At 61.6% G+C, this 15,478-nt stretch carries 11 protein-coding genes, 1 tRNA gene and 2 pseudogenes; 6 read left to right on the forward strand and 8 right to left on the reverse strand.

Going from position 1 to position 15,478, the window contains the following annotated elements:
- Positions 1-19: 19 nt before the first annotated feature.
- Positions 20-1,012, reverse strand: a complete 993-nt coding sequence (gene hemB / locus AC0L7P_RS11395) for a porphobilinogen synthase (RefSeq protein ID WP_473432895.1) — start codon at positions 1,010-1,012, stop codon at positions 20-22.
- Between the two features lie 143 nt (positions 1,013-1,155).
- On the opposite strand from hemB, the gene AC0L7P_RS11400 reads away from it, so the two are divergent.
- Together AC0L7P_RS11400 and mfd are read left to right on the forward strand one after the other, a co-directional pair.
- Positions 1,156-1,683 carry a component of SufBCD complex gene (locus AC0L7P_RS11400; protein WP_473432896.1) on the forward strand — a complete coding sequence of 176 codons (528 nt, stop codon included), beginning with the start codon at positions 1,156-1,158 and terminating at the stop codon, positions 1,681-1,683.
- 30 nt (positions 1,684-1,713) lie between these two features.
- Entirely contained in the window at positions 1,714-5,163 is a 3,450-nt protein-coding gene (mfd, locus tag AC0L7P_RS11405) for a transcription-repair coupling factor (protein ID WP_473432897.1), read from the forward strand.
- Between the two features lie 560 nt (positions 5,164-5,723).
- Here mfd and trpE read toward each other — a convergent pair.
- From trpE to AC0L7P_RS11420, 3 genes are read right to left on the reverse strand one after another with little or no spacing between them, the layout of a single operon-like run.
- Positions 5,724-7,235, reverse strand: a complete 1,512-nt coding sequence (gene trpE / locus AC0L7P_RS11410; protein ID WP_473432898.1) for an anthranilate synthase component I — start codon at positions 7,233-7,235, stop codon at positions 5,724-5,726.
- A 9-nt stretch (positions 7,236-7,244) separates the two neighbouring features.
- Positions 7,245-9,125 carry a peptidyl-prolyl cis-trans isomerase gene (locus AC0L7P_RS11415; RefSeq protein ID WP_473432899.1) on the reverse strand — a complete coding sequence of 627 codons (1,881 nt, stop codon included), beginning with the start codon at positions 9,123-9,125 and terminating at the stop codon, positions 7,245-7,247.
- A gap of 57 nt (positions 9,126-9,182) precedes the next feature.
- The gene (locus AC0L7P_RS11420) at positions 9,183-9,968 is read right to left on the reverse strand and encodes an enoyl-CoA hydratase (RefSeq protein ID WP_473432900.1); all 786 of its coding nucleotides are present in this window, start codon (positions 9,966-9,968) and stop codon (positions 9,183-9,185) included.
- 56 nt (positions 9,969-10,024) lie between these two features.
- Here AC0L7P_RS11420 and AC0L7P_RS11425 point away from each other — a divergent pair, with 56 nt between their 5' ends.
- Positions 10,025-10,450: a PaaI family thioesterase gene (locus tag AC0L7P_RS11425; protein ID WP_473432901.1), complete on the forward strand. Its 426-nt coding sequence runs from the start codon at positions 10,025-10,027 to the stop codon at positions 10,448-10,450.
- On the opposite strand, the gene AC0L7P_RS11430 is transcribed toward AC0L7P_RS11425, so the two are convergent.
- Both AC0L7P_RS11430 and rocF read right to left on the reverse strand, forming a co-directional pair.
- The gene (locus tag AC0L7P_RS11430; RefSeq protein WP_473432902.1) at positions 10,443-11,489 is read right to left on the reverse strand and encodes an ornithine cyclodeaminase; all 1,047 of its coding nucleotides are present in this window, start codon (positions 11,487-11,489) and stop codon (positions 10,443-10,445) included. The genes AC0L7P_RS11425 and AC0L7P_RS11430 overlap by 8 nt on opposite strands.
- Positions 11,486-12,408: pseudogene (gene rocF, locus AC0L7P_RS11435) on the reverse strand (arginase). The gene AC0L7P_RS11430 and the pseudogene rocF overlap by 4 nt, the downstream one beginning before the upstream one ends.
- A gap of 115 nt (positions 12,409-12,523) precedes the next feature.
- Here rocF and AC0L7P_RS11440 point away from each other — a divergent pair.
- Positions 12,524-12,946, forward strand: coding sequence for an Lrp/AsnC family transcriptional regulator (locus AC0L7P_RS11440; protein WP_473435444.1), 423 nt, complete (start codon positions 12,524-12,526; stop codon positions 12,944-12,946).
- A gap of 36 nt (positions 12,947-12,982) precedes the next feature.
- Here AC0L7P_RS11440 and AC0L7P_RS11445 read toward each other — a convergent pair whose 3' ends face one another.
- Together AC0L7P_RS11445 and AC0L7P_RS11450 are read right to left on the reverse strand one after the other, a co-directional pair.
- Positions 12,983-13,381, reverse strand: a complete 399-nt coding sequence (locus AC0L7P_RS11445) for a disulfide bond formation protein B (RefSeq protein WP_473432903.1) — start codon at positions 13,379-13,381, stop codon at positions 12,983-12,985.
- Positions 13,382-13,442: 61 nt separating this feature from the next.
- A pseudogene (locus AC0L7P_RS11450) lies at positions 13,443-14,020 on the reverse strand (YqaA family protein).
- A 131-nt stretch (positions 14,021-14,151) separates the two neighbouring features.
- Here AC0L7P_RS11450 and ypfJ point away from each other — a divergent pair.
- Together ypfJ and AC0L7P_RS11460 are read left to right on the forward strand one after the other, a co-directional pair.
- A complete protein-coding gene (ypfJ, locus tag AC0L7P_RS11455) occupies positions 14,152-15,003 on the forward strand; it encodes a KPN_02809 family neutral zinc metallopeptidase (protein ID WP_473432904.1) in 852 nt (283 codons plus the stop codon).
- A 76-nt stretch (positions 15,004-15,079) separates the two neighbouring features.
- Positions 15,080-15,163, forward strand: a tRNA-Leu gene (locus tag AC0L7P_RS11460).
- Positions 15,164-15,478: the final 315 nt, after the last annotated feature.

Raw genomic sequence — 15,478 nt, forward strand, 5'->3', positions numbered from 1 at the left:
AGGGCGCCGCCGGGGCGCATCAACCGCGCAGAACCCGGGCCATGGCCGGGGCAAAATAGGTCAGGATTCCGTCGCAACCGGCGCGTTTGAACGCAATCAGGGATTCCGCCATCACCTGCGCCCCGTCGATCCAACCATTGGCCGCCGCCGCCTGAATCATCGCGTATTCACCGGACACCTGATAGGCATAGGTCGGTACGCCGAACCGGTCCTTGGCGCGCCGGCATATATCAAGATAGGGCAGGCCGGGTTTCACCATCACCATATCGGCGCCCTCGCTCAGATCGCGGGCAATCAGGCGCAGGGCTTCGTTCGAATTGGCGGGGTTCATCTGATAGGTTTTCTTGTCGCCCGTCAGCGCCCCCGTGGCCCCCACCGCATCGCGGAACGGGCCGTAAAAGGCGCTGGCGTATTTCGCGGCATAGGACATGATCGCAACATTTTGATACCCGCCGGTTTCCAGTGCACTGCGCATGGCACCGATCCGCCCGTCCATCATGTCGGAGGGGCCAAGAATATCGGCCCCCGCCTCGGCCTGCGCCATTGCCATTTTCACCAGCGCCGCGATGGTTTCGTCGTTCACGATCACGCCGTCGCGCACGATCCCGTCGTGGCCGTTGATGTTATAGGGGTCAAGCGCCACATCGGTCATCACCGCGATCTCGGGCACCTCTGCCTTGATCGCGCGGATGGCGCGGTTTGACAGGTTGTCGGGGTTCCATGCCTCTTCGCAAAGCTGCGTTTTAAGGCGCGGATCCGTATAGGGAAAAATGCACACTGCCGGAATGCCCAGATCCGCCGCATCCCGGACCGCCTCAACCAACAGATCGACCGACAGGCGTTCAACCCCCGGCATCGAGGCAACGGGCGTGCGCTGCCCCTCGCCGTCACGCACGAAAACCGGCCAGATCAGATCGCCCACAGACAGGGTGTTTTCACAGGCCAGGGCGCGCAGGGCGGGCGAAGATTTCAGGCGGCGGAACCGGGTGGCGGGAAAGGGGGCTTGAGGCATGGCAATCTCGGGGATGAACGGGTGGAGGTATCCCCTTGGGTGGCATGGATGCCGCGCTACCTCAAGTCCCATGATCTGGGGCTGGTGTTTCCCGGCGCCCCCGGAGTAGGGTCGCGCCGAATTGCAACATCAGGAGCTACGGTTTGAACTGGTACACGGCCGTTTTTGAACTGATCGACATGCGGTCGTTTTCCAACCTGTGGTACTGGATCGCCCTTGCCACGGTATGGTCCACCGCATCCCATTGGGTGCTGGGCGTGCCCTATGACATGGTGACGCGGGCGCGCCGCTTTGGCGGGCAGGCCGAGGCCGATCTGGATGTCATGGCGCGGATCAACGTCAACCGGCTGCTTTATATCGCGCGTGTTTCGGGGCTGGGGCTGGTGTCATTGGTTGCGATGCTGTTGTCGGGGCTGGCGGTACTGGCAATCTGGTACAGGGTGGAATTCGCCCAGGCGGTCATGCTGATGGCCGTTCCGCTGACCGGAATCGGCGCCCTGTCTTTGGCCACGGCCAAGACGATCGATACCGAGGGTGCCACGGGTGAGGCGCTCCAGAGGTATTTGTCGCGCCACCGCATGATCGTTCAACTGATTGGCATCCTTGCGATTTTCGTCACCGCCATGTGGGGGATGTACACGAATCTGGATGTCGGGCCATGGGGCCGTTGACGCCAGTCTGCACAGAATAGAAAAAGGCGCATGTCCGATCCCAGCCATATCACCGTATCCGGTGCGCCCGAAGGTTTTGACGCCCGCCTGATCGCGCAGGAACTTTTGCGCGCCAGCGGCCCCGTTGTTCATGTGGCGCGCGATGATAAACGTCTGGCGGCCACCCGTGCCGCGCTGGAATTCTTTGCGCCCCAGGCCACGGTCATCACCTTTCCGGGGTGGGATTGTCTGCCCTATGACCGGGTGTCGCCCAACGCCGATATTTCCGCCACGCGCATGGCGACACTGGCCGCGCTGGCCCATGGGATGCCCGGGCCTTTCATTCTGTTGACCACGCTGAATGCGGCCACCCAGAGGGTTCCGGCGCGGGAATTGCTGCGCGAGGCGGCGTTTTCGGCCCGTGTGGGCGGGCGGATCGACGAAGGCGCGTTGCGCGGGTTTCTGGTGCGCATGGGGTTCACCCAGGCACCCACGGTGATCGAACCGGGTGATTATGCGGTGCGCGGCGGCATCATTGATGTCTGGCCCCCCGGCGAAATGGGGCCTGTGCGGCTGGATCTGTTTGGCGATGTGCTGGACGGTGCGCGCCGCTTTGACCCGGGATCGCAGCGCACCACGGAAAAACTCTCGGTGATTGATCTGGCCCCGGTCAGCGAAGTCATTCTGGATGATGCGGCAATCACCCGGTTCCGGCAAAATTACCGGATTGAATTCGGCGCGGCAGGCACCGACGATCCGCTCTATGAGGCGGTAAGCGCGGGGCGCAAACACGCAGGGATCGAACATTGGTTGCCGTTCTTTCACGACCGGCTGGAAACCCTGTTTGATTATCTGCCCAATGCCACATGGATGCTGGACGATCAAAGCACCGGCGCGCGGCTGGCCCGATGGGACAGTATCGCCGATCAATATGACAACCGCCGCGATGCGATGCTTAGCAAAAAGCGGGTTGATAGCGTTTATAAACCCGCACCGCCGGGGCTGCTTTACCTTGACGATGCCGCATGGACCAAGGCGGTTGCCGGGCGCCGGGTGCTGCAACTGAACCCGCTGCCACAGGCGACGGGGCCCGGGGTGATTGATGCGGGGGGACGGATCGGGCGCAACTTCTCGCCCGAACGACAGCAGGAAAACATCAGCCTTTTTAGTGCCTTGGCGGATCATGTTCGCGCAAAGCATAAAGATGATCAGGTGGTTGTTGCGTCCTATTCCGAGGGTGCGCGCGAACGCCTGACCGGGTTGTTGGAGGATGAGGGGCTGACCAGTGCAACCCCCATCACCGATTTCCGCGATATCCCCGAAGGGCGCGGCGGGTTGTTTCTGGTGGTCTGGGCGCTGGAACACGGGTTTGAGGGCAAGGGCCTTACCGTTGTGTCTGAACAGGATGTGCTGGGTGACCGGCTCATCCGGTCTACCAAACGCAAGAAGCGGGCGGAAAATTTCCTCACCGAAACCCAATCGCTCTCGCCCGGCGATCTGATTGTGCATGTGGATCACGGCGTCGGCGTGTATCGCGGCCTTGAGGTGGTCAAGGCGTTGGGCGCCGATCACGAATGTATCCTGCTGGAATATGCGGGGGGCGACCGGCTCTATCTGCCGGTTGAAAACGTTGAACTGTTGTCGCGCTATGGTCACGACGAAGGCATGCTGGACAAGCTGGGCGGTGGCGCGTGGCAGGCGAAAAAGGCCCGCCTGAAACAGCGCATCCGCGATATTGCCGACCGTCTGATCCGGGTCGCCGCCGAACGGATGCTGCGCCGCGCGCCCATCATGGAGCCGCCAGACGGCATGTGGGATGCCTTTTCCGCGCGCTTTCCCTATCAGGAAACCGACGATCAACAGAGCGCGATTAACGACGTTCTGGGCGATCTTTCCGCGGGGGCGCCCATGGATCGCCTGATCTGTGGCGACGTGGGATTCGGCAAAACCGAAGTGGCCATGCGCGCCGCCTTTGTGGCCGCGCTGAATGGTCATCAGGTGGCGGTGATTGCGCCCACAACCCTGTTGGCGCGCCAGCATTTCAAAGGCTTTGCCGAACGGTTTCGCGGTTTCCCGGTCGAGGTGCGCCAGTTGTCGCGCTTTGTGTCCACCCGCGATGCGGCGCTGACCCGGCAGGGGATTGCCGACGGCACGGTTGATATCGTGATCGGCACCCATGCCCTGTTGGCGAAATCCATCAAGTTCCGCGATCTGGGCCTGTTGGTGATCGACGAGGAACAGCATTTCGGCGTCAACCACAAGGAACGCCTGAAACAGATGCGCTCTGACGTGCATGTGCTGACCCTGACCGCCACGCCGATTCCGCGCACCTTGCAACTGTCGTTGACGGGGGTGCGCGACCTGTCGATCATCGGCACGCCACCGGTGGATCGTCTGGCCATCCGCACCTACGTTTCGGAATTCGATGCCGTCACCCTGCGCGAGGCGCTGTTGCGCGAACATTATCGCGGCGGGCAAAGCTTTGTCGTGGTGCCGCGCATCGCTGACCTGCCCGAGATGGAGGAATTCCTGCGCGATCACGTCCCCGAGGTGAGCTTCATCACCGCCAACGGGCAGATGGCGGCGGGGGAACTTGATGATCGGATGAACGCCTTTTACGATGGCAAATACGATGTGTTGCTGGCCACCACCATTGTTGAATCCGGCCTTGATATTCCCACGGCCAACACCATGATCGTGCATCGCGCCGATATGTTCGGGCTGGCCCAGCTTTATCAGATTCGCGGCCGGGTGGGGCGCTCCAAAACCCGCGCCTATGCCTATCTGACCACGAAACCGCGCACCAAACTGACCCCGAGCGCCGAAAAACGTCTGCGCGTTCTGGGATCGCTCGATTCACTGGGGGCGGGTTTCACGCTGGCCAGTCAGGATCTCGACATTCGCGGCGCCGGCAATCTGGTGGGCGAAGAACAATCAGGGCAGGTGCGCGAGGTCGGATACGAGCTGTATCAATCCATGCTGCAAGAGGCGATTGCCAAGATCAGGGCGGGTAAGCTGGAAGGCCTGACCGACGACGACGGCCAATGGGCGCCGCAGATCAACCTCGGCGTGCCGGTCCTGATTCCCGAAGATTACGTCCCCGACCTCGACGTGCGCCTCGGCCTCTATCGCCGCCTGTCTGGCTTGAGTTCAAAGGTTGAACTGGAGGGGTTCGCCGCCGAGCTGATCGACCGCTTCGGCAAACTGCCCCGCGAGGTGAACACCCTGCTGTTGGTGGTGCGCATCAAGGCCGAATGCAAACGCGCGGGCATCGCCAAACTGGACGCCGGGCCAAAGGGCGCGACGATTCAGTTCCACAACGACAAATTCGCCAACCCCGCCGGTCTGGTCGACTTCATCACCGAACAGAAAGGGCAGGCCAAGGTGAAGGACAACAAGATCATCGTCCTGCGCGACTGGGCGAAAACCGGCGACAAGATCAAGGGTGCGTTTGCGATAGCGCAGGATCTGGCGCGGCATGTGCGGGCGGTGGGGAATTGACGGTAAAGGCGCGTGCCCTTGATGAAAAATCCTGAGTTCGACAAACTGTCCGTCGTTTTTGGGAGGTCGTAAATGTCGGCTGCGAGCCCGTTGCAATCCCTGTCAGCCGCGATATCCTATCGTCATGGTTGACCAGACTGGAAATGACTCATGGCTGCGCGGGTTCGCAGAGCGGGCCGCCTATGCTTGTAAGCGAATTGTGTATTTTAACTGGGAGTCCTACGGAAAACTCGGGGATGCAAAGACTTGGTTGATAGGCATTGTGGTGTTTGTAGCATTGCTTCTTATTTCCTTCCTGACTTTCCGCTGAACGGAAGCGAAGTCCGCACAACCGCTATTCAGTCGCACTCCATAAACGCTCGTTACTGGAACATTCGCCAACGGTTCCGATTGCCGCCGCCAGAAACCCCGTTCAGAACCCAACCGGTTGTTTAAGGTTTGTGCCGCCGCTTTGGTATGGCAGCCAGTTCGGGCATTTCTGGTTTCGGTAAGGTCAGTTCCGGGCTGATCGTTTCGGTGTCAGGCAAGGCGGCGACCGACCGGCAATGGTGCCGCCCTGCTTACCCGTTCCCGCCCCGTGTAAACCGCCCTGCATCTTCGGCGGCGCGGCGGATGGCGTTGGATTTGTTTTCGGTTTCTTCGAATTCCGCTTGCGGGTCGCTGTCATAGACGACGCCGCCTCCGGCCTGGATATAGAGGGTTTCGTCCTTCAACACCGCTGTGCGCAGGGCGATACACATGTCCATGTCGCCGCCGGCGCTGAAATAGCCGAGGCCCCCGCCGTAAACGCCGCGCTTTTCCGGCTCCAGCTCGTCGATGATTTCCATGGCGCGCACTTTTGGCGCGCCGGAAACGGTGCCTGCGGGCATTCCGGCGAAAAATGCCGAAAGCGCATCCTGATCGTCGCGCAATTCGCCCACCACGTTCGATACGATATGCATGACGTGGGAATATTTTTCGATGATGAATTTTTCGGTCGGGCGCACGGTGCCGATTTTCGCCACCCGGCCCACATCGTTGCGGCCCAGATCAAGCAGCATCAGATGCTCGGCCAGCTCTTTCGGGTCAGAGAGAAGATCAGCCTCGTTGGCGCGGTCCTGTTCCGGCGTTGCGCCACGGGGGCGGGTGCCGGCGATGGGGCGGATGGTGATTTCACCGCCAAACACCCGCACGAGGATTTCGGGCGAGGCGCCGATCACCTGAAAGCCGCCAAAGTTGAAATAGAACATGAACGGCGACGGGTTGGTGCGGCGCAAAGACCGGTAAAGCGAAAACGGCGGCAGGGTGAAGGGCACCTGCCAGCGTTGCGACGGGACCACCTGAAAAATATCGCCTTGCCGGATGTATTCTTTAGCTTTTTCCACGGCCGCAAGATACCCGGTATGGGTGAAATTCGACACCAGCGCGGGTGCCGCGAATTCATCGCCCAGATCGCGGGATTCGCCCTTTGGCTGGCGTTCCAGATCGCGCACCGCATCCATTACCCGTTCGGCGGCCTGGGCATAGGCGGCACGCGCCGACAGCCCGCTGTTGGCCCATGCGGGGGACACCACCGTCACCTCGCCCTTGACGCCGTCCAGAACCGCCACAACCGAGGGGCGCAGCATCACCGCATCGGGCAGGCCGAGGGGGTCAGGGTTCACATCGGGAAGATGTTCGACCAGGCGGATCATGTCATACCCGAGATATCCAAACAGCCCCGCCGCAGCGGCAGGCAGATCGTCGGGCAGGGCAATCCGGCTTTCGGCAATCAGGGCGCGCAGGGTGGCAAGGGGATCACCGTCAAGCGCATCCCATGCGTCGGGGTCGAACCGGGCCTGCCGGTTGATCCGGCTTTGGGTGCCGTGACATTGCCAGATCAGATCGGGTTTCAGCCCGATGATCGAATAGCGCCCGCGCACCTCGCCGCCCGTCACCGATTCCAGAACAAAGGTATCGGCGCGCGCCTCGCCCAGCTTCAGCATCAACGAAACCGGCGTGTCCAGATCGGCGGCAAGGCGGGCATAGACCACCTGATTTTCACCGCGGCCAAAGCCCTCGGCGAAGGTTTCGTATGAGGGGGTCAGTTGCATCGTCAGCGCCTATGGGAATTGGGCATGGACGGCGTTGATCGCCGCCTGGTTCAGCTCGATCCCCGCCTGAGCCTCAAGGGCAAGGGTGAAGGCGTCGATCATGTCCTGCGCATAGCCTTGGGCGGTTTGCTGGGCAAAGCCCTGCTGAACGACCTTGGCATCGGCGCTGTCCAGATCGGGCGTGTTGATCGCATCCAGACGCACCACGAAAGACCCGGTATCGTCGCTGACCACCCGGATGTCACCTGGGGCCATGTCAAACACCGTGGTGACCAAAGCGTCGGGCGTGTCTTCGATAAAGGCATCGCGCAAGGCGTCGGTCTGGGCCACGGGTTCGACCGTGCCGGCAAACATGCCTTCGCCACCCTCGATCGCGGTTTTCAGGGCTTCGGCCTGCGCCGCAAGCGCCTTGGAGGTTTCGTCGGTTTCCCACGCGCCGATCACGGCAACCTTTACGGCATCGAACGGTTGCAGGGTGGGGGGAACGATTTCATCCAGACGCAGGGTAAAGATACCGCCGTCGGCCAGTTCGGCCACCTCGGGGAAATCGCCCACTTCGGCGGCATTGGCGGCGGTGCGGAATTCTTCATAGCCGGCAATGGGGTCTTCGCTGGTGTCGCTCAGCAGCACTTCGCCCAGTTCCAGCGGCGTTTCCTTTGCCACCTCTTCGATCGTGGCGCCCCCGGCCAGCAGGTCGTCAACCGGGTCCACCTGTTCGCTGACCAGACGGCGCGCGGCACCATCGGCGAATTCGCTGAGCAGGTCGGGGCGCGCGTCTTCAAAGCTGGTTTCATGGGCGGCCAGAATGGCGTTGACCCGGATCAGGGCAGGGCCAAGATCGGTTTCGACCGGCCCCGCAATGCCCGGCCCATCCAGCGCGAACACGGCATCGGCGGCCTTGCCCAACTGATCACGCGACAGATCGCCAAGGTCGATGTCCGAAAGTTGCAATCCGCGCCCTTCAACCAATGTGTCGAAATCGGTCTTTCCGGCGTCGATGTCGGCCTTGGCCTGTTTCGCCTCGTCCTCGGTGCCAAAGACCAGGCGTTCCACAAGCCGGCGCTCGGGCTGGACGTATTCATCGATCCGGTCGTCATAAAGCGCGCGCAGGGCGGTTTCGTCGATATCCACCTTGTCGGTCATCATCTGCGGCGTCAGCCACGCATAGGTGATGCGGCGCCGTTCAGGCAGGGTAAACAGATCGTTATGGGCGTCGTAAAATGCCTTGAGCGTGGCATCGTCCGGTTCGGGCAGCGGTGTTTCCAGTGCTGCGGCGCGCAGGGGGATATAGGTGAAATCACGGGTTTCGCGGGCGAAGGTGAACACCGTATCGGTCAGGGCCTTGGGCGTTGTCGCCCCCGCAACCACCGCCCCCTGAAGAAGCGAACGGGCGGTGTCATGGCGGATCCCGTCTTCAAACTGCGCCACGGATTGGTTGTTGCGCCGCAGGGTGGCCTCATAGGTGTCGCGGTCAAACCCGCCGGCCAGCCCCTGAAACGCCGGAATGCGCAGCACCTCGCGGCGCACCGCCTCATCGCCGACGGACAGGCCCAGATCGTCGGCCTCGTTCTCCAGCGTGGCGGTGGCGATCACCTGTTGCAGAACCGCGCGGTCCAGACCGAATGCCTGTGCCTCGGCCATGGTGAAACTGCGCCCGGTCTGGGCCTGAAGGCTGCGCAATTCCTGTTGCATGGCCTGAGCATAACGATCAACCGTGATCTCGGTTTTGCCGACGGTGCCGATGCTGCGCACCGATCCGCCAAAGCTGCCGGCCCCGAATCCGGCAAGTCCGACGATCAAAAGCAAAAGAATGATCCAGACAAAGATGTTCGATGTCTTGCGTGCCGCGCCTTTGGCCATGGTGCCCCCGATAATTTCACCCCCGGCCACGCCGGTATCGCAGATACCTATGACAGGTGGTTCATGGGGGCAAGACGGGCCTTGGCCCTATTGCTGCCAGTTGGGCGGGCGTTTGGCCAGAAATGCATCAATCCCTTCGCGGGTATCAGCGTTCAGCGTGTTTTCAACCATCACCTTGCCGGTATGGGCATAGGCCCCGGCCAGCGGCATTTCCAACTGATCGTAAAAGGCGCGTTTGCCGGTCATGACGGCGCTTCCCAGCTTTTGCGCCACTTTATGCGCCAGGGCCTCGGTTTCGTTTGTGAGGGTATCGGCAGGCACCGCGCGGTTGATCAGCCCCAGGTCCGCCGCGCGTTCGGCGCTGATGAAATCGCCGGTGGTCAGCATTTCAAACGCCTGTTTTCGCGGAATATTGCGCGACAGGGCCACCATGGGAGTTGAACAGAACAACCCGATGTTCACCCCGTTCACCCCAAAGCGTGCATCATCTGCGGCCAGCGCCATGTCACAGCTTGCCACCAATTGGCATCCGGCGGCGGTGGCAATGCCATGAACGCTGGCAATTACCGGTTGGGGCAGGTGGGGAATCGCCTGCATCACCGCCGCGCAGCGATTGAACAGATCGCCAAACGCCGCCGCGCCGCCATCTTCGGCCTGCCGCTTTGCCGTCATTTCCTTCAGGTCATGGCCCGCGCAAAACGCCTTGCCCGCGCCGCTCAGGGTGATGACGCGGATCGCCCGATCCCCGGCCAGTGCCGCAAACCCATCGCCCAGCGCCGCCAGCATCCCGTCGGACAGGGCATTCAGGTTGCCCGGTGAATTCAACGTCAGATGGGCCACCGCCCCATCGTCGCACCGTTCCAGTAACGCCATCTTGCCCTCCGCCCGGTTTGGCGCAACCTTAGCGCAGCACACAAAGGACGCAAAGCATGACAATCGCCATGAATACCGAGGCGCTTCGGGATTTCCTGACAGCCGAATTTTCACAGGTCAGCAAGGATTTCGCGGTGGAAAGCGTAACCCCCGATCTTGTGACCGTCCGCCTTTTGGTGAGCGAGCGGCACCTGCGCCCCGGCGGCACCGTGTCCGGCCCGGCGATGTTTGCTCTGGCGGATGTGGCGATCTATCTGGCGATCCTGTCGCGGATCGGGCCAAAGGCCCTTTGCGTGACCACCAGTTGTTCCATTGATTTCATGCGCAAACCCGCCGCCGGCGTCGATCTGTTGGCCGAAGCACGGCTGTTGAAACTGGGCCGGGTTCTGGTGGTGGGCGATGTTTTGATCCGCTCGGTCGGGGTGGATAAACCGGTGGCGCGCGCCAGCCTGACCTATTCCATCCCTCCCGACCCTAAATAGCGGCCCTCTGCACCATCCCGAACAGATCGCGCGGATCATCGGGATCGGCCAGAAGATCCAGTTTCTGGAACAACCCGCTGTCTTTCAGCCTGCCGCGCACATAGGTGAGGGCGGAAAAATCCTCGATCGCAAAGCCGACGGAATCAAACAGCGTGATCTGCTCGCGGCTGCGCCGCCCCGGTGCGGCACCGGTCATCACCTGCCACAGTTCGGTGACCGGGTGATCGGGGTCAAGCTGCTGAATCTCGCCCTCGATCTGCGTCTGCGGCGGGTATTCCACGAAAATCTCTGACCGGGTCAGGATATCGCGGTGCAATTCCGTCTTGCCGGGGCAATCACCGCCGATGGCATTGATATGCACCCCCGCGCCGACCATGTTGTCGGTCAGAATCGTGGCGCATTGTTTGTCCGCCGTGACGGTGGTGACGATCTGCGCGCCCTCGATCGCCTCTTGCGGGCTTTTGCAACGGATCAGGGTCAACCCCCGCCCGGTAAGGTTTTTCATCGCCTTGTCCGTGGCCGCACCGTCGATGTCATACAGGCGCAGCGTGTCGATGCCACAGATCGCCTTGAACGCCAGCGCCTGAAATTCGCTTTGCGCGCCATTGCCGATCATCGCCATGGTGCGGGCGTTCTTTGGCGCAAGGTGGCGGGCGGCCAGCGCGCTCATCGCCGCCGTGCGCAGGGCTGTCAGGATGGTCATTTCGCTGAGCAACACCGGATACCCGGTGGCCACATCCGCCAACAGGCCAAAGGCGGTCACGGTCTGCAAGCCGTCCTTCATGTTCCTGGGGTGGCCGTTCACATATTTGAACCCATACACATCCCCGTCTGAGGTGGGCATCAATTCAATCACGCCCTCGGCAGAATGGGACGCCACGCGCGGCGTCTTGTCAAAACTCTCCCAGCGGCGAAAATCCACCTCGATGGCATCGGCCAGTTCGCACAGCATTTTCTCCAACCCGATATGGTGAATCAGCTGCATCATGTGATCGACGGAAACAAACGGCACATAGGCCATGTCAGAGGGCTGTGTCATATAAAGCTCCGGGTTGGGCGGTCAAACACGCGCCGCCCCAGCAGTGAGGCGGCAAGATCAACCATCAGCGCGGCGGTGCGGCCACGTTCATCAAGAAACGGGTTCAACTCAACCAGATCCAGAGAGGTCACCAGCCCGCTTTCATGCAGCATCTCCATCACCAGATGCCCCTCGCGCAATGTGGCCCCCCCGGCACGGTGGTGCCGACGGCAGGGGCAATGGCGGGGTCAAGAAAATCCACATCCAGCGAGACATGCAGCATTCCGTTCGCCGCACGCACCTTTTCCAGAAACGCGCGCAGGGGCGCGGCGATGCCGGTTTCATCAATCTGGCGCATGTCATGCACGGTAATATTGCTGTCCAGCAGGGCGGCATGTTCGGCACTGTCCACCGAACGGATACCGATCATAGAGACATTTTCATCGGCAACACGGGCGGGCAGGGGCGGAAACGCATCAAACCCCGGCCGCCCGGTGACATAGGCCACAGGTGTGCCATGCAGATTGCCGCTGGTGGTGGTCAGGGGCGTGTGAAAATCACTGTGCGCATCCAGCCACAACACAAACTGCGGGCGGCCCACCTCGGCCGCATGACCCGCCACCCCCGACACGGTGCCAAGGGCCAGCGCATGATCGCCCCCCAGAAACACCGGCATCCCATCCGCCATCGCCGCCCTGGCCGCTGCGGCAAGGGCTTTGGTCCAGGCCACAGTTTCCCCCAGCGCCACCAGATGATCCGGCGCACCCGGATGTTCGGCAATGGGGCCGGGGGCGCAATTGCCGCGATCCTCAACCAAATGGCCCAATTCGCGGGCCGCGTCGGCCAGGCCGGCCACGCGAAAGGCATCCGGCCCCATGAGACAACCGCGCCGCGCCTTGCCCGTATCAACGGGGGCGCCAATCAGGATAATGCGGCTCATGTCTGCTCCTTCTGTCCCTTTGGCGGGATACTCCGTGCAATCTGCGCCAGATAATACTGCAAATCTTGCCCAATTCGATATGACACAGGCCAAAATGGCGGCTATAACTGCCGATATGGATGAAACCGATTCCGCGCTTCTGGCCGCCCTGCGCCGCGATGCCCGCACCCCTTTGGCGGAACTGGCCAAACGGCTGGGCAAATCCCGCGCCACCCTGCGCGCACGGATCGAACGCATGCAGGCAAATGGCGATATTCAGGGCTTCACCGTGCAAACCCGCAAGGACGTCGCGCGCGCCCCTGTGCGCGGGCTGATGATGCTGGGCATCGAAGGGGCAGGCACCAGCCGCCTCATTCACCGCCTGCAGGGAATGGTGCAGGTGCAGGCGATCCACTCGACCAATGGCAAATGGGATCTGATCATCGAACTGGGCGCCGCCACTTTGGAAGATCTGGACAAAATCCTGTTTGCCATCCGCGAATTGCCCGGCATTACCTCAAGTGAAACCAACCTGCTGCTTTCAACCCGGCAAAGCTGACTTTTTACTGATCAAAATACTCAAAAATCCGACGGATCAGCCCGCGCGGCGGGCAGCAGCAAGCCAAACCACCACCAATGCGAACGAAATCACCGCATTCCACCCCGCCATGGACAAGCCAAGAAACGACCACACAATCTGATCGCACATGACAAGGTGCTCGGGGATGGCGGTGGACAAAAGATCCGAACCGGACAGGCCCGACAGGCCGGCGCCATTGCCGGTGCAGGAACTGGGACCGGGCCAGAATTTCCACTCGACCCCGGCGTGAAACACGCCGATGGCGCCGGTGGTCAGGGCGGCGAGGGCACCAGGAACGGCAACCCATGCACGGGGCCAGACCACGCCGACCAGCCCCAGAACAATCGCCACCCCATGGGGCCAGCGTTGCCACAGGCACATGGCGCAGGGCGCATAGCCCAGGGCCTGAAACACAAAGGCCCCCCCAACAGCGCCGCCGATCCGGCTGCCGCGATCACGATCAGAACACGCGTGTTCATAGATACCTCACCAGAAAGAACCCGCCCAACAGGACAATGACGAACACCACAAACACCAGCCCCAGCCGCCGCTCGATGAAATCACGGATCGGGGCGCCGAATTTCCACAACAGGGCGGCGACAATGAAAAACCGCAGGCCCCGGGCGATGATGCTTGCCAGAATGAAAATGGGCAAGGACAGGCCGGTACTGCCTGACAGGATCGTGATCACCTTGAACGGAAACGGCGTGACCCCGGCGATCAGAACCGCCCATGCGCCCCAGGCGTTATACCGGGCGGAAAACTCGGCGAAATAGGCGTCCTTGCCATAAAACTCCAGAATCGGGCGGCCCACAGTCTCGAACAACCCCGACCCGATCCAATAGCCCAAAAGCCCCCCAGAACCGAAGCGATGAGCGCGACAAGCGCGATGAGCCATGCGCGCGACGGGCGGGCCAGAATCATCGGGATCATCAGAACATCAGGGGGAATCGGAAAGACCGAGCTTTCCAGAAACGCCACAAGGGCCAGCGCCCAAATCGCATGGGGGCTTTGGGCAAGGCCCAGCACCCAGGTGTAAAGTGATCTCAGCATCCGGCCCGGCCCCACTATGTGTGGCCTCTTGCAGCACGGGGCGCGGGGCGCGTCAACTGCGCCATGCGCGCGGAACGGATTGCCACCCTGCCGGGTTGCGCTAGGATCGGGGCAACCAGAAAGGACCAGCGATGCAATGGAAAGGACGGCGCACCAGCCGCAATATCGAAGACCGGCGGCGCATGTCAGGCGGGGGCAGGGCGGCTGTGGGCGGCGTTGGCGGACTCGGGGTGATTGCCGTTCTGCTGATTGGTTACTTCCTTGGCATCGACGTGACACCATTGTTGCAACAGGGCGCGCCGATTCAACAAGGCACGACCGAGCTGACACAACAGGATGAAGATGCGGCACAATTTGTCTCGGTCGTTCTGGCCGATACCGAAGAGGTCTGGTCCGATGTGTTCCGCGACCAGGTGGGCGAAACATATACCCCGGCCATTCTGGTGCTGTTCAAGGGCGTGACCCAAAGCCCCTGTGGCAATGCCTCGGGGGCGACGGGGCCGTTTTATTGTCCGGGCGACAAAAAGGTTTATATCGACACCGCATTCTTTACCACACTGGCCCAACGCATGGGCGCGGGGGGCGATTTTGCCGCCGCCTATGTGGTCGCCCATGAAATCGGTCATCATGTGCAGGATGAATTGGGCATTCTGGGGCAGGCCAACCAGATGCGCGCAAAGGTCAGCGATGAACAGAGCAACGCCATTTCCGTCCGGGTCGAGCTTCAGGCAGATTGCTATGCCGGGATCTGGGCGCGCAACGCCGACGCCAAATTCGCCAGCCTCGACCCCGGAGATGTAGGCGAGGCGATGAATGCGGCCAAGCAGATCGGTGACGACACTTTGCAACGCAACGCCGGGCGCGTGCCATCGCCGCACACGTTCACCCACGGCAGTTCAGCCCAGCGTCAAAGGTGGTTCAAACGCGGTTATGACACCGGCGCGCTGACCCAATGTGATACTTTCAGCGCCAACCGGCTCTGATCGTGCGTTTTTCGCTTTTCCTAGGCGCGCGCCCGATATAAACGGCCCCTGTCCCATGGCGCAGCACCGCGCCCGGGCCCGAGTGGCGGAATGGTAGACGCAGGGGATTCAAAATCCCCCGCCGCAAGGCGTGCCGGTTCGAGTCCGGCCTCGGGTACCATTTTAGTTTGGTGCAGTTCCCTGTTATCTGGTCTTGTTCGTCGTCCCAACCGGGGGCTTTGCCCCTCTGTTTCGGGCTGGGAACCGGTTTGCGCAGGCCCGGACAGCGCCGCCATCGCGGCGTGATGATCTCGAATTAAGTGTTTATCAATCAGGGCCAATACCGCGAATTTCGGGGAATTGGACGACCAACACCTTTTGTCACTCAACCCTGGGTTGCGGCGGCCCCGGAAGCGCATGTTTCTGGTACGATTTCCACTACGGTTTCCAATCGGGAAACAAATCACCCAATACTGCCGGCTGTCTGGATGGACTT

It is taken from the genome of Oceaniglobus sp. K40-3 (genome assembly GCF_055808395.1).